At 71.7% G+C, this 17310-nt stretch carries 15 protein-coding genes; 6 read left to right on the top strand and 9 right to left on the bottom strand.

All coding sequences use genetic code 11. The features are described from left to right. Positions 1–136: 136 nt before the first annotated feature. Together VR45_RS10060 and VR45_RS10055 are read left to right on the top strand one after the other, a co-directional pair. Positions 137–2392, top strand: coding sequence for an ATP-binding protein (locus VR45_RS10060; RefSeq protein ID WP_234325909.1), 2256 nt, complete (start codon positions 137–139; stop codon positions 2390–2392). Between the two features lie 22 nt (positions 2393–2414). Continuing rightward, positions 2415–3608, top strand: coding sequence for a hypothetical protein (locus VR45_RS10055; RefSeq protein WP_159394163.1), 1194 nt, complete (start codon positions 2415–2417; stop codon positions 3606–3608). 145 nt (positions 3609–3753) lie between these two features. Here the strand turns inward: VR45_RS10055 and VR45_RS10050 are convergent, their stop codons facing one another. From VR45_RS10050 to VR45_RS10025, 6 genes are all read right to left on the bottom strand, one after another. Continuing rightward, positions 3754–4074 carry a multidrug efflux SMR transporter gene (locus VR45_RS10050; RefSeq protein ID WP_045939341.1) on the bottom strand — a complete coding sequence of 107 codons (321 nt, stop codon included), beginning with the start codon at positions 4072–4074 and terminating at the stop codon, positions 3754–3756. Positions 4075–4080: 6 nt separating this feature from the next. Beyond that, positions 4081–4755: an HAD family phosphatase gene (locus VR45_RS10045; protein ID WP_045939340.1), complete on the bottom strand. Its 675-nt coding sequence runs from the start codon at positions 4753–4755 to the stop codon at positions 4081–4083. Positions 4756–4809: 54 nt separating this feature from the next. Further along, a complete protein-coding gene (locus tag VR45_RS10040; protein WP_045939339.1) occupies positions 4810–5895 on the bottom strand; it encodes an ABC transporter ATP-binding protein in 1086 nt (361 codons plus the stop codon). A gap of 22 nt (positions 5896–5917) precedes the next feature. After that, positions 5918–6778 (bottom strand): ABC transporter permease subunit, encoded by an 861-nt coding sequence (locus tag VR45_RS10035; protein ID WP_045939338.1) that lies wholly within the window; start codon positions 6776–6778, stop codon positions 5918–5920. Beyond that, positions 6766–7734 (bottom strand): ABC transporter permease subunit, encoded by a 969-nt coding sequence (locus VR45_RS10030; protein ID WP_045939337.1) that lies wholly within the window; start codon positions 7732–7734, stop codon positions 6766–6768. The genes VR45_RS10035 and VR45_RS10030 overlap by 13 nt, the downstream gene beginning before the upstream one ends. A 65-nt stretch (positions 7735–7799) precedes the next feature. Further along, positions 7800–8969 (bottom strand): ABC transporter substrate-binding protein, encoded by a 1170-nt coding sequence (locus VR45_RS10025; RefSeq protein WP_045939336.1) that lies wholly within the window; start codon positions 8967–8969, stop codon positions 7800–7802. 340 nt (positions 8970–9309) lie between these two features. On the opposite strand from VR45_RS10025, the gene VR45_RS10020 reads away from it, so the two are divergent. Beyond that, positions 9310–10116 (top strand): GntR family transcriptional regulator, encoded by an 807-nt coding sequence (locus VR45_RS10020; RefSeq protein ID WP_234325914.1) that lies wholly within the window; start codon positions 9310–9312, stop codon positions 10114–10116. Between the two features lie 94 nt (positions 10117–10210). On the opposite strand, the gene VR45_RS10015 is transcribed toward VR45_RS10020, so the two are convergent. The 3 genes from VR45_RS10015 to VR45_RS10005 form a co-directional block, all read right to left on the bottom strand. Continuing rightward, the gene (locus VR45_RS10015; RefSeq protein WP_045939335.1) at positions 10211–11815 is read right to left on the bottom strand and encodes a phosphonate degradation HD-domain oxygenase; all 1605 of its coding nucleotides are present in this window, start codon (positions 11813–11815) and stop codon (positions 10211–10213) included. A gap of 167 nt (positions 11816–11982) precedes the next feature. Next, on the bottom strand, positions 11983–12897 hold the full coding sequence (locus VR45_RS10010) for a hypothetical protein (RefSeq protein WP_045939334.1): 915 nt from the start codon (positions 12895–12897) through the stop codon (positions 11983–11985). An 83-nt stretch (positions 12898–12980) separates the two neighbouring features. After that, complete coding sequence (locus VR45_RS10005; protein ID WP_045939333.1) at positions 12981–14081, bottom strand: aminotransferase class V-fold PLP-dependent enzyme; 1101 nt, start codon at positions 14079–14081, stop codon at positions 12981–12983. Between the two features lie 99 nt (positions 14082–14180). Here VR45_RS10005 and VR45_RS10000 point away from each other — a divergent pair, with 99 nt between their 5' ends. The 3 genes from VR45_RS10000 to VR45_RS50010 form a co-directional block, all read left to right on the top strand. Further along, positions 14181–15326 (top strand): amidohydrolase family protein, encoded by a 1146-nt coding sequence (locus VR45_RS10000; RefSeq protein WP_045939332.1) that lies wholly within the window; start codon positions 14181–14183, stop codon positions 15324–15326. 84 nt (positions 15327–15410) lie between these two features. Continuing rightward, the gene (locus tag VR45_RS09995) at positions 15411–16088 is read left to right on the top strand and encodes a uracil-DNA glycosylase (RefSeq protein WP_045939331.1); all 678 of its coding nucleotides are present in this window, start codon (positions 15411–15413) and stop codon (positions 16086–16088) included. 150 nt (positions 16089–16238) lie between these two features. Beyond that, positions 16239–17310: SCO1860 family LAETG-anchored protein (locus VR45_RS50010; RefSeq protein WP_045939330.1), on the top strand; the 1072-nt coding region annotated here is incomplete at its 3' end.

Genomic DNA, 17310 nt, shown 5'->3' with positions numbered 1-17310 from the left:
GATATGGTGTGTCCGGCGGTTCGCAGGTTCACCGTTCGTCGGATGACAGGCTCCGCGCCATGTGCCGGCACGATCACAGTTGGTGCGCCGCGGGAGGGACCGTGTGGCGAGGTATGCGAGCAGGGGGAATGACGTGGTGAGCTCTGAGGTGACCGAGCCGGCGTACCTTCGCCCCCGTGCACGTCTCATGAGCACACTTGGCGAGGAACTGATCAGTAACGAGCGGGTGGCGCTCACTGAGCTGGTCAAGAACGCCTACGACGCTGACGCCAGTCTGGTCGTGATCAAGTTCAATGGCCCGCTGGAGGAGGGGTTCGGCTCGATCGAGGTGTGGGACGACGGCCACGGCATGGCGCCGGAGACGGTGCGCGGCACCTGGATGGAGATCGCCACTCCCTTTCGGCACAGGTCTCCGAAGAGCGAGCGGTTCGGTCGCCGTGTGCTCGGAGCCAAGGGGATCGGCCGGTTCTCCGCGGCCCGCCTGGGCGCGGTAACGGCGATCAGCACTCGAAGGGCCGGCGGGCCGGAAGTCAACATCAGGATCGACTGGAGTGACTTCGCTGCCGAGAACGCTTACTTGGACCAGATCCCCATTCAATGGAGCATGGGGGCGCCGGAGACCTTCGCGGATCACGGGCCTGCGCGGACTCTTTTCGAAGAGGTGCTCTCGTCCTTTCGCTCCCCTCAGGACAACACTGCCTGGAAGGGTTCCCATGGGACTGTTGTTCGTCTCGAGGGCCTCCGGCAGGATTGGGAGGCTGAGTCCGTGGAGATCCTCAAGCGTTCCCTGTCCCGTCTCCTCCCGCCCACCCCGCCGGCCGAGCTGGACGTCCCGGACCAGCCTGAGTTCGCTATCTACATCTCCATGCCGCCGGGGCCGTTGGAGCGCTTCACGGGATTCGTGAGTGCAAGCGAGGCTTTGGCGCACCCGCACTATCGGCTGATCGGGACTATCGATGAGAACGGTCGCGCCGACTTGATGATGACCGCCCAGCCCTCGGGCAAGACGGAGGCTGTGGAGGCCTTCCTCTTCCCCGCACACGGGAAGGCGCCGAAGTGCGGTCCGATAAAGCTTGACATCCGCACGTGGGACCTCGAGTCGGCATCCCTCAAGGAGATGCTGAACATCGATCTGGGTGCACGGAACATCACCGAAGTACGCAGGTTGATCAAGGTGAACAGCGGCGTCACCCTCTATCGCGACGGCTTCCGCGTGCAGCCCTTCGGCGAGTCGGACTTCGACTGGCTGGGGTTCGACCTTCGCCGTGTGAACAATCCCACGATGCGGTTCTCGAACAACCAGGTGGCGGGGTTCGTCTACATCTCTGCCGATGGCAATCCCGGCCTTCGGGATCGGTCTCACCGCGAGGGGCTGATCGACTCTCCAGAGTACGACGACCTCAAAGGGGTGCTGCTTCAAGCGGTGGGCCGTTTGGAAGCCTGGCGCTACAGACTTCGGCGCCCGAAGCCTCCCGAGACCGATGCCACGGCCGGTTCGACGTTCGGGACCTCCGCAGCCGGCGAAAGCGACCGGCATGGCGTCTTCCAGAACTTCAGCCTCAGGCAACTGAGAGATGTGGTGAATGAGCGGTACCCGGACGACATCGAGCTGGGGCGTGCGCTTGATGAGGCCCAGGAGACTCTCGACGAGAGCGTTGAGAAGGTCCAAGACGTGCTGTCCCAGTTCTCCCGTCTGGCTACGCTGGGAGCTCTGGTGGACGTCGTCCTGCACGACGGCCGCGCAGCGCTGACCCGGATTGCCTACGTTCTTCGGCGGTTGAACAAACTGGCGGAGTCGAAGGCGGAGGAGGACGAGCAGCTCGCGTCCGTCCTTGCAAAGATGCATGTCGGCCTCTCGGCCCAAGAGGGGGCTTTGGACAGGCTCTTCACTCGGGTCGAGCCGCTCAGCGGTCGTCGGCGAGGCCGCCCGCGGGCACTCGCCCTGCACGCGGTCATCGATGAGGCGGTCTCTGTTCACGAGGGGGAGCTCAAGCGTCACGGCATCGACGTCACGGTCGCAGGTGAGGACATCACCGTCACCGCTGACCCTGGGGATATCGCCCAAGTCGTGCTCAATCTCGTCGGGAACTCAATCTACTGGCTCTCCACACTTCCCGAGGGCGCCGCACGCGCCATCCTTATTGAGACGCGGCGGACGCCTGAGGGGGAGGTCGACATCGATGTGAGTGACAGCGGCCCTGGTGTGCGAAAGGAGATCAGGGACCTGATCTTCGACACGTACTTCAGTGACAAGCCGGACGGGATCGGGCTGGGGCTCAGTATCGCTGGCAGCGTTGTCAAGGACTTTTACGACGGTGACCTTTCCCTGGTGGCTCCCGGACCACTCGCCGGTGCCACCTTCAGGGTGAAACTGCGAAGGAGGATCGGGTGACGGAGGGGGCAGGATGTTCAGGGTGCTGATCGTCGATGACGAGGAGGACATCGCGGAGGAGCTGGCCGGGATGCTCGTGGACGAGCTCGCGGATCTGGGGGCGCTCGAGACGCACGTAGAGACCGACTTCGAGTCGGCCGAGGAACTGTTGGGGAGGGAAGCGTTCGACTTGGTTCTCCTGGACGTCCGGGATGCGACTGGGGATGGCGGATCTTCCCAGGCAAACGTTCGCGGCCGCGAGCTTTTCGACCGGATCAGGAAGACCCGTTGGGTGCCCGTCGTTTTCTGTACTGGTCTTGCGGAGCACGTCAGGGACCTCGAGCAGCCGCCGCTGATCCAGGTGGTGCGGAAGAATCGGCTGGATGACGCGGTCACCGCTGTCAGGAAGGGACTTGAATCCGGCGTTCCTGCTCTCTCTCGCGGCATCACGAAGCTGGTCGACGTTCAGATCCGGGAGTTTCTCCGTGACGAGATCTCGCCGAACTGGGAGCGCCTGGCCGACGCGGACAAGAACCAGATTGCTGCGGTTCTGGTGCATCGCCTTGCAGCCTGGCTGAAGGAGAACGCGGTTCATGCTCTGGACGCTGCACTCGGGATGACGATGGGGGACATCGCGGGCGACGCCACGACGGCCCGGATGTACCTGATGCCCCCAGTCACGAAACATGTGACCGCTGCTGACGTCCTGCGGGACCAGGAGGACAACTGGTGGGTCGTTCTCACTCCCGCCTGTGACCTCTATGAAGATCCGCCCACATCCAACGGTGGTAAGAGGCGCACGGCCAAGGCCGAGTTTGTGCGGCTGGCCCAGGCCGGCCCGCTGGAGGACGCGCTGGAGATCACGCGCTGGAGGGCGGCCTCCTCGCCTGCCGATGGCAAGGAACGAAACGCTGCGCTCAACCTCTTCCGCAGGGACAATGCTCGTTACCGGATCCTCCCCAAGTTCCTCGACATCCCGGATTTGCTGGTCGACTTCGAGAACGTTCAATCGATTCCGCTTGCAGAGGTCCGTGGGTGGAAGCGGATCGCGACCCTGGACAGCCCGTTCGCCGAGGCGTGGTTGACCTCGCACGGCCACACCGTGGCGAGGATCGGAACTCCGGAGGTGGATTACGAGAACATCAAGCAGTCTCTGGGGCTCAGCAAGTCGAAGTCTCTGGGCGGAGATGTGGTTCCCGCGCCTCGATCGACGGCAACGGACGCAAAGCAGCTGTGAGGTTCGATTCCCCCTGCGCCTCCGGCGCAACGTGGCGGCTTGGCTGTCGACGGACCCCGGCCGAGCAGACCTGACGGCACAAGGTGGAAGACGCTGCCGGAACCTGCATGCGATGCGTGCAGGTTTCGGCAGCGGGTGGGGTGGTTCAGTGGCTGCCGCGCAGGTTGAGCACGACCACGCCGACGATGACCAGGGCGAGGCCGATCCACTGCATCCGCCCCAGCGACTCGCCGAAGGCGACGACGCCGATCCCGGCCACGGCGGCGGTGCCGGCGCCCGACCAGACGGCGTAGGCGACCGAGACGGGTATGTGCTTGAGGGCGCGGCCGAGCAGGGCGAAGGACAGGACGTAGCCGATCGCCACGCCCACGCTCGGCCAGAGCCGACTGAAGCCCTCGGTCAGCTTGAGGCAGCTGGTGGCACAGACTTCACTGATGATCGCCAGGGCGAGGAGTACGTAAGGCACGGAGCATTAAACCCCGGGCGCGGCGGTGAGCCGTCCGAGGAGGTCCAGGTCCGCGTGCTCCAGGCTGTCCAGCAGGGTGATCCGGGAGCCGTTCGGGATCGCGGTGCCGGTGGACGGGACGGCGAGCACGGCGCAGCCGGCGGCGGAGGCGGAGGCGACCCCGGTCGGGGTGTCCTCGACGGCGACGCAGGTCGCCGGGTCCAGGCCGAGCCGGGCCGCGGCCGCGAGGTACGGGTCCGGGGCGGGCTTGGTGCGCGGGGTGTCCTCGGCGGCCAGGGTGACCGCGAACCAGTCCCGGCCGATGGTGCCCAGCACCATGTCGACCACCCGGCGGGGGGAGGCCGAGACCAGGGCGGTGGGCACCCGGGCGTCGCGCAGCTCGGCCAGCAGGGCGAGCGCGCCGGGGCGGGGGACGGTCTCGGCGGCGACCTTGTCGGCGAAGGAGTCGCCGAGCCGGTCGGCCAGCTCGGCCTCGCTCAGGGTGGTGCCGCTGACCCGGTGGAGGTGGGCGGCGGTGTGCTCGATCGCCCGGCCGAGCACCTCGGGCGCGTCGGCCTCGGTGAGCGGGTGGCGCAGTTCGTCGGCCAGCTCGGCGGCGGCCTCCCACCAGAGGTGCTCGGTGTCGACGAGGGTGCCGTCCATGTCGAAGAGGACGGCGGCGGGTGGGGGAGTTTCAGGCATGGCGGTACCTTCGGTGGTGCACGCGGAGGGTGGACGGGTCGGGTCAGGTGCAGGTCAGACGGTACGCCGGTCGACCAGGACCGGGCGCTCCGGCAGGGTCAGCGCGGCGCGCGAGCCGACCGGCAGGGCGGCGGCGGCCTCGGTGGGCAGGTCGGCCTTGACCTCGGTGCCGTCGTTCAGGCGGACGGTGAGGCGGGTGACCGCGCCCAGGAAGGACGCCGAGACGACCAGGGCCACCCCGTGCGCGTCCGGGGTCAGCCGGACGTTCTCCGGGCGGACCAGCACCTGGAGCGAGCCGTCGGCGGGCAGCGCGCCGTCCACGGCGTGGCGGCGGCCGAGGACCTCGACGCCCTCGCCGGAGCGCTCGCAGGGGATGCGGCTCATGGTGCCGACGAACTCGGCGACGAAGGCGGTGGCCGGGCGGGCGTACAGCTCGGCGGGGGCGGCGCACTGCTCCAGCCGGCCGGAGCGCAGGACGGCGACCCGGTCGGCCATCGACAGCGCCTCCTCCTGGTCGTGGGTGACGAACAGGGTGGTGATCCCCAGCTCCTGCTGGAGGCGGCGGATCTCCTCGCGCAGCGACAGCCGCACCTTGGCGTCCAGCGCGGACAGCGGCTCGTCCAGCAGCAGGACGCGCGGCTGGAGGGCGAGCGCGCGGGCGAGCGCGATGCGCTGCTGCTGGCCGCCGGACATCTGGTGCGGGTAGCGGCCGGCGTGCTGCGGCAGGCCGACCAGCTCCAGCAGCTCCTTGGCGCGCTTGAGCCGCTCGGCCTTGCCGGCGCCGCGCATCCGCAGGCCGAAGGCGACGTTGTCGGCGGCGGTCAGGTGCGGGAACAGGCTGTAGGACTGGAACACCATGCCGGCGTCGCGCTTGTGCGCGGGGATCGCGGTGATGTCCTTGCCGTCGACCAGGACCTGGCCCGAGTCGTGCTGCTCGAAGCCGGCCAGGATGCGCAGCGCGGTGGTCTTGCCGCAGCCGGACGGGCCGAGCAGGGCGAGCAGCTCGCCGGGGTGGACGGTCAGGTCGAGGCCGTCCAGGGCGGTGGTGGCGCCGAAGGTGCGGCGCAGCGAGCGGAACTCGACGGTCGCGCTGCCGGAGGCGACGGGGGCGCCGGTGACGGGGGAGATGGCCGTGGTCATGATGGGTGACTCCGCGGGGGTTTCAGGAGGTGGCGGTCTTGGAGCCGCGCTGACGGCCGACGGTGGCCAGCAGGAGCAGCAGCAGCCAGGTGAGCAGCAGGCTGAGGATGGAGACCGCGACCGACATGTGGGCCTGGCTGTTTCCGACCGAGTAGATCCAGACCGGGAAGGGCTGGTACCCGAGGATCGAGGCGGCGGTGAACTCGCCGAGCACGAGGGCCAGGGTCAGGAAGGAGGCGTTGAGCAGCGCGCCGCGCAGGTTCGGCAGGACCACGGTGAACACCGCGCGCGGCCAGCTCGCGCCGCAGTTGCGGGCGGCCTCGACCAGGGTGCGGACGTCCACCGCGCGCAGTCCGGCGTCCAGCGAGCGGTAGGCGAGCGGCAGGGCCATCAGCACGTAGGCGATGACCAGCACCAGCGGGAAGTCCGGGTCCTGGACGAACACGAAGGTCTGGAAGAACGGGGTGTCCATCAGGTAGTCCGGGCCCCAGCGGAGCACACCGATCATGCCGGCGGTCAGGGCGACCGGCGGGACGACCAGCGGCAGGGTGCAGAGCACGTCGATCACCGGGCGCAGCCGGGGCGCGCCGAGCCGGACCGCGATCAGCGCCGGGACCAGCAGGAGCAGCAGCACCAGCACGGTGACGAGGGCGAGGCCGAGGGTCAGCCAGAGGCTGTCCAGGAAGCCGGGCGCGGAGAGCAGTCCGGTGTAGGCCTCGAAGGAGATGCCCTTGGGCTCGTCGATCGAGAACCAGGCGGAGGCCGCGAGCGGGACCACGAAGTACACGCCGGCGAGCAGCAGCACGGCGCCGCGCCACCAGCGCACCTTGGGCCGGCGGGTGGCCTGGCGGTGGGTGCGGGCGGGGGAGGTCAGCTGAGCCATCGGGCGCTCCGGCGCTGGAGGGGGAGGTACACGGCCATCACCAGGACGGCCACCACGATCATGTTGAGGCTGAGGGCGAGGGCGAGGTTGCCCTGGCCGACCAGCACGTTGCCGGAGAGCGCGTCCGCGATCGAGCGGCTGACCAGCGGGACGGTCGCGCCGACCATGGCGGCGGCCGTGGCGTAGGCGGCGAAGGCGCTGCCGAAGAGCAGGACGAAGCCGCCGAGCAGCGAGGGCAGCAGAATCGGCAGTGCGACGTGGCGCCAGTACTGGTAGGTGGTGGCGCGGTTGTTCTGCGCCGCCTCGCGCCACTGGGTGCGCAGGCCGTCCAGCGCCGGGGTGATGGTGAGCACCATCAGCGGGATCAGGAAGTACAGGTAGACGATCGTCAGGCCGGTGAAGGTGTACAGCGACCAGCCGTGGTCGGTCAGGTGCAGCAGCCTGGTGATCTCGCCGGCGTTGCCGAGGGTGGCGACGAACGCGAAGGCGAGCGGCAGGCCGCCGAAGTTGGCGAGCACGCCGGAGGCGGTGAGCACCGCCTGGCGCAGCCAGCCGCGCCGGGAGGTGACGACCGCCTGGGCGAGCGGCAGGCCGATCACGGTGGCGAGCAGGGCGGTCAGCGCGGAGAGCTTGAGGCTGCTCAGCATCGCGGTGAGGTAGGCGCCCTGGACGGAGGCCGTCAGGTTGTCGAAGGTGAACTGCCCGGCACCGGCCTCCGCGTCGCTGGAGGTGGTGAACGCGCCGATCACGATGGCGACGGTGGGAAGCCCGAAGCCGATCACGAAGAACAGCAGCAGCGGCAGGGTGGCGAGCCACGCGCCGCCGAGGCGGGCGAACGGTCCGCGCCGCCGGGTGGGGGTGGGGGTGGTGCGTGCGGCGGTGGTCGACGCCCCCGCGCCGCCACCGAAGTCGGTGGCGGCGGGGGTGGTCGGCACCGGGGTGGGAGCCGTGGTCATGAGTGCCTTGTCTCAGCCGGATGAGTGGTGTCTCAGCCCGATGGGTGGTGCGTGGCCGGGGTGGGTCAGCCCGCGATGGCCTTGGTCCAGTTCTCGGTGACGACCTTCTTGGCCGCGTTGATCTGGTCCACGGTCGGGAAGTTGGTGAACGGCTTCTCGACGGCCGGCAGCTTGGCGGCCGCGGCGGCGTCCAGGGTGCCGTCCTTCTTCAGCGCCTCGAAGGTGGACGGGGTGGCGTAGCCGCCGAGGAAGAGGTTCTGGCCCTCGGCGCTGAAGAGGTACTCCTGCCACAGCCGCGCGGCGGCCGGGTGCGGGGCCCACTTGTTGATGGCCTGGTTGTAGAACTGGGCGTAGGAGCCGTCGACCGGGATGGAGACCTTCCAGTCGACACCCTTGTCCTTGAACTGGTCGCTGTAACCGGCGTTCAGGTAGGACCAGTCGATCGAGATCGGGGTCTCGCCCTTCTCGATGGTCGCCGGGGTCGACTCGACCGGGTTGAAGTTGCCGGACTGCTTCAGCTTGCCGAAGTAGTCGATGCCGGGCTGGATGTTGTCCAGCGAACCGCCGTTGGCGAGCGCGGCCGCGTAGACGCCGCCGAAGGCCGAGCCGGACTTGGTCGGGTTGCCGTTGAGGGCGACCTGGCCCTTGTACTCCGGCTTGAGCAGGTCGGCGAAGGTCTTCGGGCAGTTGGCGATCTTCTTGGCGTCGCAGCCGATGGAGATGTAGCCGCCGTAGTCGTTGACGCGGGCGCCGGCCGCGTCCTTCATGCTGTCCGGCACCTTGTCGAAGGTGGCCACCTTGTAGGGGGCGAGGATGCCGTCCTTGACCGCCTGCAGGGCGAAGGCGCTGCCCAGGTCGACCACGTCGGGGGCGCGGTCCTGGCCCTTGCGGGAGTTGATCGCGTTGATCTCGTCCTGGCTGGAGCCGTCCGGGTTCTCCTCCTCGACCTCCAGGCCGTACTTGGCCTTGAAGCCGTCGATGATCTTGCCGTAGTTCGCCCAGTCCCGGGGCAGCGTGATGACGTGCAGCTTGCCCTCCTTCTTGGCGGCGGCGACCAGGCCGTCCAGGCCGCCGAAGTCGGCGGCGGAGGTGGCGTCCTTGGCGTCCTTGGTACCGGCCTTGGCGGCGTCGCCGGCCTTGGCGGTCGAACCGGCGGAGCCGCAGGCGGTGAGGGAGAGCGCGGCGGCGGTCAGTACGGCCGCGAAGGCGGCGGCGCGGGCGCGGTGCACGGTCACGGGGAAGTCTCCTGTAAAGGGGGCGTACTGCGAGGGGGCGTTCGCGGGGGGTCCGCGGGCCTGCGTCTCGCGAAGGGCGGCGGGCCGGCCGGGTGAGAGACCGATCGCGTCGTCCGAGTTGACTAGCCAACTTCGCTGACGGGGGTAAGTACGCCGGAGCCCGATGACGGGAAGGTGAACGGATGGCCCAGAACCGGGGTCGGCTGCGGGAACGGTCGAATCAGATCGCCGGCGGATGATCGCCGGAGTGCGATGCTTCGGTGGCGCAGCGGGATATGGTCGGGCTGTCCGCGCCGGTACGGGCTGCGCAGGACACCGCCCAGGAGGGACATTGACTGACGTGGCACTGGAGCCGGGGCGCCCCGAGAGCCGCCCGACCGGCGTCGCCGGGGCCGAGCGCGCGTCCGGTTCGCTCTACCGCAAGGTCGCCGCCGACCTGCGCGAGGCGATCACCACCGGCGCGTTCGGCGAGGCCGGCCGACTGCCCGCGGAGGGTGCGCTCGCCGAGCAGTACGGCGTCTCGCGCGGCACCGTCCGGCAGGCCCTCGCCGTGCTGCGCTCGGACGGACTGGTCACCTCGCGCCGGGGCACCCGCCGCGTCGTGCTCGGCACGGCCCGGGTGCAGAGCTTCTCCGAACTGCTCAGCTTCACGCACTGGGCCTACTCGATGGGCGAGGAGCCCGGCGGCATCCTGGACTCGCTGGTCCGCCGCCCGGCCGACGCCGCCGAGCGCGACCAACTGCGCCTCGAACCGGGGGACGAGGTCTATGTGACGGTCCGGCTGCGCACCCTCTCCGGCAAGCCGGTGATGGTCGAGCGGACCATCTACCCGCCCCGGGTCGGCGAGATCGTCGCCGAACTGCCGCCGGACGTCGTCTCGCACACCGAGGTGCTGCGCGAGCACGGCATCCTGTTCACCGACGCCGATCACACGATCGACATAGTCGCCGCCAACGCGGACGACGCCCGGCTGCTGGGCTGCCGGCGCGGCGGTCCGCTGCTGCGCGAGCGGCGCCGGACCACGGACCCGACCGGCACTCCGGTGGAGTGGTCCCAGGACCGTTACCTGCCCGGCACGGTGGCCTTCAGCATCCACAACTCGCTGGCCACGTCGGCGCTTTCGCGGCACGCGCGGGAGAGCGACTGACTCGGGGCCGTCGCCCCGTCCGCCGCACCGCTTCACCGCCGCACCGCCGCACCGCTTCAACGGCGGTGCGGCGGTGTGCGGTTGACGGCGCGGGTCAGCGCATCAGCGCGGCCAGCAGCGGCCGGAAGTGCGTGAAGTCCGGCGTCACCGCGTCCGCCTCCTTGGCCTCGTCGTCCCAGCGGCGGACCGCCACCGCGTCCTCGGCGCCCGGGTGGGCGGCGAAGGCGGCGGCCTCCTCCTCGGACATCGGCCCGCCCTGCACCTGGAGGGTGTACTCCGAGGCCTCGGACAGCCGGGCCCGGTAGTCCGGCTCGACCGCGCACAGGTAGCGCTTGGCGGCCACGTGCAGCCGGACCGGCTCGGTGACCTCCGGGCCGAACCAGCGGGCCAGCCAGTCCGCGCCGGTGTGGCTGTGCCGGTTGTCCCGGCCCGCCATCAGGTCCCGCCCGTGCAGGGCGCCCCGGCTGTGCTTGTCGAGGGAGAGATGTCCGACGTCGTGCAGCAGTGCCGCCGCGATCAGGTGCGGGCCCGCGCCCGTCGCCTCGGCCAGCGCGCCGGCCTGCAGCATGTGCCCGGCCATGGTGACCGCCTCGCCCAGGTACTCCCCGGCGCCCTCGCCCTCGAACAGCGCGGCCAGCTCGTCCAGCGCGGCCGAACGGCGCTCCAGCACGGTCAGGGTGGAGGACAGCGAGTCCAGATCGGCGTAGCAGCCCTGGAGGTGGCGGCGGCCGTCCTGGGCGAAGGCCGTCCGGGCGTGCAGCAGCCGGACGTTGTCGAAGATCAGGCAGTCCCCGGGGTCGAGCCGGAACTCCAGCTGCAGCGCCGGGCGCAGGGTGATCGCGGCGAACGCCCGGTAGGCGGCGTAGAAGGCGTCCAGCTCCGCCGCCGGACCGCGCAGGGTCGCGATCGAGCGGTTGTTGAACCGCACCTCGCGGATCCGGCCCAGCGGGTCCACCTCGATCAGCGGCCGGTCGGCGCGCAGCTCGGTGCCCCGGTCGCGGAACACGAACGGCACCGGGGTGCGGGTCAGCACCGCGAAGTGCTCCGGCGCCTCCGCGCGCAGCAGCGCCGCCGCGTGGAAGCCGTCCACCAGGCCGGAGTCGCCGCCGGTGGCCGAGTTCTCCAGGCAGTGCAGCAGCTGGAGGGTGGGCACCGGGTCCCGGTACGGGTTGTCGGAGTGCGGGGCGATCGCGGCGCTGGTGAAGGCGAGGTTGTTGGGGTCCGGCTCGACCCGGACGTCGAACAGCTCGCCGTAGTTGGTGACCCGCACGTAGCCGAAGGTCTCCGCGACCGCCAGCACCTGCCGCTCCACCACCGGGACGCCGCGCAGCACCGCGAAGCCGGAGCGGCGGACGGCGGCCAGGACGGCGGCCCGTTCGGCCGGGTCGGCCAGGTAGGTGTCCCAGTGCGCCTCAGGGAGGCCGCGTGCGAAGTCCGAAGCTGCCCAGAGCCGCTTGTCGGCCTCCGTCCGCCCGTCGCCGTCCTCGCTCCCGGTCAGCCACGCGGACGGGTAGCGCGAGCGGTGCCCGTCCGACCAGAGCACCTCCAGGTGGCCGTCCAGCTCGGCCTGCGCGGCGATCGCCAGATCGTCCGGCAGGTCGGTGATCTGGAACAGCTTCTGCCCGTTGCGCGGGTCGCGGCACTCGGTGCAGGGGCAGTTGTCGCGCAGCCAGTACGGCGACAGCTCGGTGGTGGTCATGGTCTTCTCCTCGGCGGCCCGGAGGTGGGGGGTCGAAGTTGTACAGACAACTTCTCCGTCGCGCTGGAGCCTGCCCGGGGTCGGTGAGGTCCCGGTGCCGGGGGAGTGAACGGCTCGGGAACACTGCCCGGCCGGGAGCGCGTACGCCCCCGGCCGACGGCCCGCCGTCAGCGGCCGTACGGGAGTCGGCGGAGCGCCCACCAGGCGGCGAGCGGCGGGGTGGTGGCCGCCGCGAGGGCCAGCAGCCAGCCCACGCCGGTCGGCGGCCAGGCGAACACCACCAGCAGGTCGAGGCCGGCACCCAGGGCCAGCAGCGCCGCGGCCGGCAGGTGTGTGCCGGGGGCGAACGCGCGCAGCCGGCCGACCGTCTCGTACGCGGAGGTCAGCATGCCGGCGGTGAGGATCGAGCCGAGCAGGCCGAGGATCAGGATCCAGAGCCCGGCGATCCCGCTCATCGCGCCGTACTGGTGGGCCCGGGCACCGAGTTCGAGGTCGTTCGCGGCGAACATCAGCGAGACCGAGTCCCCCGGCTCCGGCTCGTCGAGCGTCTCCACCCGGTCCAGGGTCAGCCGCCGGGGCTCGCCGTCGGACCACGGCACGGTCAGCACCATCGGCGCGCTCCAGACCTGGTGGTCGTTGACGCTGACGCCGGTGCGCCGGGGCGTGCCGAGCACCTCGGCGATCTCCACCGTGTACGTGCCGCCGCCCGCGCGCAGGACCCGCTGGGTCCAGCGGCCCTCGGCGCCGTCCGGGCCGACCGCCTGGGCCAGGGCGGCGGTCGACCCGAGGGCCAGCGCGACGCCCAGCAGGACCGTGACAGGCCGGCCGGGCGTGCGCGGTGGGCGCTTGTCGAGGCCGGGTCGGAACTCCGAGCGTCGGGCCCGCTCCCGTCGGCGCGCCGCCGCCGCGGCGGCCAGCCAGCCGAGGGCGCAGACCGTGGTCACCAGCAGCGGAAGCAGCCGGGCCGGGGTCGACAGCGCCACCGCTTCCGGGCTCAACGCGGGCAGCAGCGCCCACACTTCGGTGACGACGGCGCCGATCAGCGTCAGCCACCCGGTCGTTCTGGTCCATACCGTCGACATTCGCGCTCCCCCTGTGATCAAGATCGGAGCGCGAGCGTAGCGGGCCGAGGTGGGCCGGGACGGCGGCCGGGTGGCTTTGCGGGTCAGGGCGCCGCGGTGAGCGCCTCGCCCCAGGCGGCGTCCGCCGCGGTGAGGGCGGGGGCGGCGTCCGCGCCGGTCGCGGTGGCGAGAGCGGTGAGGGTGGCGCGGACGGTGCCGAGGTCGGCGGCGGTGCCGTAGTGGTTCACCCGCAGCATCGTGGCGGCCAGCGCCCCGCCGCCGGCCTGGACCGGGAGCGACGGGTCCAGCCGCAGCAGTTCGCGGGCGAGGCCGGTGGCGTCCAGGCCGTCGGGGGTGCGCAGGGTGGTGGCGACCGGCGCGGCGTGCGCGTCGGCCGGGACGAAGGGGGCGAGCGTGCCGAGCGCCCGGACGCCCGCGCGGACGGCGGCGGCGGCCGCGCGGTGGCGGGCGATCACGGTGTCCAGGCCGTCCGCCGCGATCCGGTCCAGGCAGGCGCCGAGCGCCAGCATCTCCAACTGCGCGGGCGCGTGCGGCAGGGCGGTGCGCCCGGCGTCCGTCCAGCGCTCCTTCCAGTCCAGCAGCGAGAGGTAGGAGCGGCGCGGGGCGGCCGGGTTGGCGGCGATCCGCTCCCAGGCCCGCGCGGAGACCGAGACCGCCGAGACGCCGGCCGGGCCGCCCATGGCCTTCTGCCCGCCGATCACGCACAGGTCCACGCCCCAGGCGTCGGTCAGCAGCGGCTCGGCGGCCACCGAGGCGACCGCGTCCACCATCAGCAGCGCGCCGTGCTCGCGCACCACGGCGGCGATCTCCGCGACCGGGTTGGTGTTGCCGGTGGCGGCCTCGGCGTGCACCAGTGAGACGAAGTCGACGGCCGGCTCGGCCGCCAGGGCCTCGGCGACCTGTTCGGCGCTCACCGCGGTCTCGAACGGCACGGCCAGGTCGACCACCTTGGCGCCGCAGTCGCGCAGCCAGTTGCCGAAGGTCTGGCCGTAGGGGCCGGTGACGATGTTGAGCGCGGTCGAGCCCGGGTGCGCGGCGCCGCGGATCGCGGCCTCCAGCGGCAGCAGCGCCTCGCCCTGGGTGACGACGACGTCGGCGGTGGTGTGCAGCAGCGCGGCGACCTTGTCCTCGATCGCCGCGAACTCGGCGGCGGTGAGCGGGGGCAGGTCGAGGAAGGGGCTCACGGTCTCGGGGCCTTTCGCGGGGAGGGGCGGTGCCGGTCCGAACGAGTCTGCCTCACATTCGCCGCTCACCGGGAACGGCGCCGTCGGTAGAGTGCCGCCATGAGCGATGGCGCGGTGCTGCACGTCCGTGGTCGGGTGCTGGTGGGGCCGGAGGACGTCCGGGACGAACTCTGGGTGGTCGACGGCCGGGTGACCTTCTCCCGGCCGACCGCCGTCGGGCTCGGCGCCGGGTCCGGGGGCGGGTCCGAGTCCGGGTTCGGGTCCGGGTCCGGGGACGTCCGGACGGTCGAGGGCTGGGTGCTGCCGGGCCTGGTGGACGCGCACTGCCACGTCGGCCTGGACGCGCACGGCGCGGTCGACGCCGCCACCAGCGAGAAGCAGGCGATCACCGACCGCGACACCGGGACCCTGCTGATCCGCGACGCCGGCTCGGCCGCGGACACCCGCTGGATCGACGAGCGGGAGGACCTGCCGCGGATCATCCGGGCCGGCCGGCACATCGCCCGCACCCGCCGCTACATCCGCAACTACGCGCACGAGATCGAGCCCGGCGACCTCGCCGCCTACGTCCGGGCGGAGGCCCGGCGCGGCGACGGCTGGGTCAAGCTGGTCGGCGACTGGATCGACCGGGAGCACGGCGACCTCACCGCCTGCTGGCCCGGCGACGCGCTCGCCGAGGCGATCGCGGCGGCGCACGAGGAGGGCGCGCGGGTCACCGCGCACTGCTTCGCCGCCGAGTCGCTGCCGGACCTGCTGGCGGCCGGGATCGACTGCGTCGAGCACGCCACCGGGCTGACCGAGGAGCTGATCCCGGTGTTCGCCGAGCGCGGGGTCGCGATCGTCCCGACGCTCGTCAACATCGCCACCTTCCCGCAGCTGGCGGCCGGCGGGGAGGCCAAGTTCCCGGCCTGGGCGGCCCATATGCGCCGGCTGCACGAGCGCCGCTACGACACGGTGGGCGCCGCGCACGACGCGGGCATTCCGATCTACGTGGGCACGGACGCGGGCGGCTCGCTGGCCCACGGCCTGGTCGCGGCGGAGGTCGCCGAGCTGGTGAAGGCCGGGCTCGACCCGGCCGAGGCGCTCTCGGCGGCGAGCTGGGGCGCGCGGGCCTGGCTGGGGCGGCCCGGTCTGGAGGAGGGCGCCCCGGCGGACTTCGTGGTGTACGGGGAGGACCCGCGCGCCGATGTCCGGGTGCTGGCCGATCCGCGGCTGGTGGTGCTGCGCGGCCGCCCGGTGGCCTGAGCGGGGGTGCTGCCTCTGACGCCGGCGCCCGGGGCGGCGGTCGTGGTGCCAGGGCTGTCCGAGTAGGCCGATAGGGTTACGCCCATGGCACCGCGTCCACTGAATGAGATCGTCGAGCCCGGGTGGGCCACCGCGCTGGAGCCGGTGGCCGGGCGGGTCGCCGCGATGGGCGACTTCCTCCGCGCCGAGCTGGCCGCAGGCCGCACCTATCTGCCCTCCGGACCGAATGTGCTGCGCGCCTTCCAGCAGCCCTTCGCCGACGTCCGGGTGCTGATCGTCGGCCAGGACCCCTACCCGACGCCCGGTCACGCCGTCGGCCTCAGCTTCTCGGTGGGGGAGGACGTCCGTCCGATCCCGGCCAGTCTGATCAACATCTTCCAGGAGTACGGCAGCGACCTCGGCCTGCCGCAGCCGTCCAACGGTGACCTCACCCCGTGGACGCGGCAGGGCGTGCTGCTGCTGAACCGCGCCCTGACCACCGCCCCGCGCAAGCCCGCCGCACACCGGGGCAAGGGCTGGGAGGAGGTCACCGAGCAGGCGATCCGCGCCCTGACGGCGCGCGGCGGCCCGCTGGTGGCGATCCTCTGGGGCCGGGACGCGCGCAATCTGCGGCCGCTGCTGGGCGAGATCCCGGCGATCGAGTCCGCGCACCCGAGCCCGTACTCGGCGAGCGGCGGCTTCTTCGGCTCCCGCCCGTTCAGCCGGGTCAACGAGCTGCTGGTCCAGCAGGGCGCCCAGCCCGTCGACTGGCGGCTGCCGTAGTCCCGGGCGTCCCTCTAGCAGACCCGCGTCATCCCCGAGCGTCAACATCACCCCAACGGGTGAAATGACTCTCTGTATTACTCATATGACGGATCGTTTGAGAAGACTGGCGGCTCATCCAATTCCTGCCGTTGGTCGTGGGGTACCGCCATGTCTTCTCGCTCTTCCCGTTCCTCCCGTTTCTCCCGCTCGTCGCGCCGAATCGTTTCCGCAAGCGCCGCCGTCGCGGTCTGCACACTGCTCACCGTTCCGACCGCCACGGCGGCCCCGGCCGCGCCCGGCGCCGGGACCGCCGCCCCCGGATCGCCCGGCAAGGCGCGCGCCGTCACCGCCGAGCTCGACCTGGACGTCAGCCTGTTGAACAAGGCCGTGGACGTCCCGGTGAACGTCTCGCTCAACAAGGTGGAGTCCCCGGCGCAGCGCGACGGCACCGTCCTCACCGCCAAGGTCGACGGCGTCGACCAGGCGGGACCGGTCACCCTGGTCAAGGCCGACGTCGGCAAGTCGGTGACCAGGACGGACGCCAAGGGCGCCACCGCCTCCGTCACCCTGGCCGACGCCGATGTGCACGCCCCCGGCCTGCCCGGGACCACCCTGCTGGGCCTGGAGGCGCTCACCGCCACCGCCACCTGTCCGGTCGACGGGCAGCCGACCGCCGACGTGGTGGCCCCCGCCAAGCTCACCGTGCTCGGCAAGTCCGTCACCGTCAGCCTCTACGGGCCGACCAAGGTGGACGTGCCGCTGGTCGGCAGTGTGTCGGTGGAGTTCTCCAAGAAGACCACCACCTCGACCACCGCCGCCGCCTCGGCACTGGAGGTCCAGGTGGCGGTGGACCCGCTCAACCTCAATGTCGCCAAGGTGACCGGCACCATCAGGATCGCCTCGGTGAGCTGCGAGAAGCCCGTCCCGGCCACGCCCACCACCACGCCCACCCCGGCGCCGACGCCGTCGGAGGCCGCGCCGGTCGTGACCCCGGCCGCCCAGCCCGTCGTGGACGCCACCCCGTCCGGCGCCCCCTCCGCCGCCCCCGGCACCGCCCGCGCCGCCGCCCCGCAGGCGGCCACCGCGACCCCCTCCGCCCGCCGGACCGGCACCGGCACGTCCTCCGCCGCGCCCGACCACCTGGCGTCCACCGGCGGCAACGACGCCACCGCCCCGCTCGCCGCCGGCGCCGCGGCCCTGGTGGCCGGCGGCGCCTTCGCCCTCTGGGGCACCCGCCGCC

It is taken from the genome of Streptomyces sp. NRRL S-495 (genome assembly GCF_000966955.1).
Lineage (GTDB): Bacteria > Actinomycetota > Actinomycetes > Streptomycetales > Streptomycetaceae > Kitasatospora > Kitasatospora purpeofusca.
This window is presented reverse-complemented; position numbering and strand designations above follow the sequence as displayed.

Excerpts from the sequence above, each read along its gene's own strand:
- VR45_RS10045 (WP_045939340.1), bottom strand. The coding sequence starts at position 4,755 with ATGCCTGAAACTCCCCCACCCGCCGCCGTCCTCTTCGACATGGACGGC.
- VR45_RS10035 (WP_045939338.1), bottom strand. The coding sequence starts at position 6,778 with ATGGCTCAGCTGACCTCCCCCGCCCGCACCCACCGCCAGGCCACCCGC.
- VR45_RS10030 (WP_045939337.1), bottom strand. The coding sequence starts at position 7,734 with ATGACCACGGCTCCCACCCCGGTGCCGACCACCCCCGCCGCCACCGAC.
- VR45_RS10040 (WP_045939339.1), bottom strand. The coding sequence starts at position 5,895 with ATGACCACGGCCATCTCCCCCGTCACCGGCGCCCCCGTCGCCTCCGGC.
- VR45_RS10015 (WP_045939335.1), bottom strand. The coding sequence starts at position 11,815 with ATGACCACCACCGAGCTGTCGCCGTACTGGCTGCGCGACAACTGCCCC.
- VR45_RS09995 (WP_045939331.1), top strand. The coding sequence starts at position 15,411 with ATGGCACCGCGTCCACTGAATGAGATCGTCGAGCCCGGGTGGGCCACC.
- VR45_RS10010 (WP_045939334.1), bottom strand. The coding sequence starts at position 12,897 with ATGTCGACGGTATGGACCAGAACGACCGGGTGGCTGACGCTGATCGGC.
- VR45_RS10000 (WP_045939332.1), top strand. The coding sequence starts at position 14,181 with ATGAGCGATGGCGCGGTGCTGCACGTCCGTGGTCGGGTGCTGGTGGGG.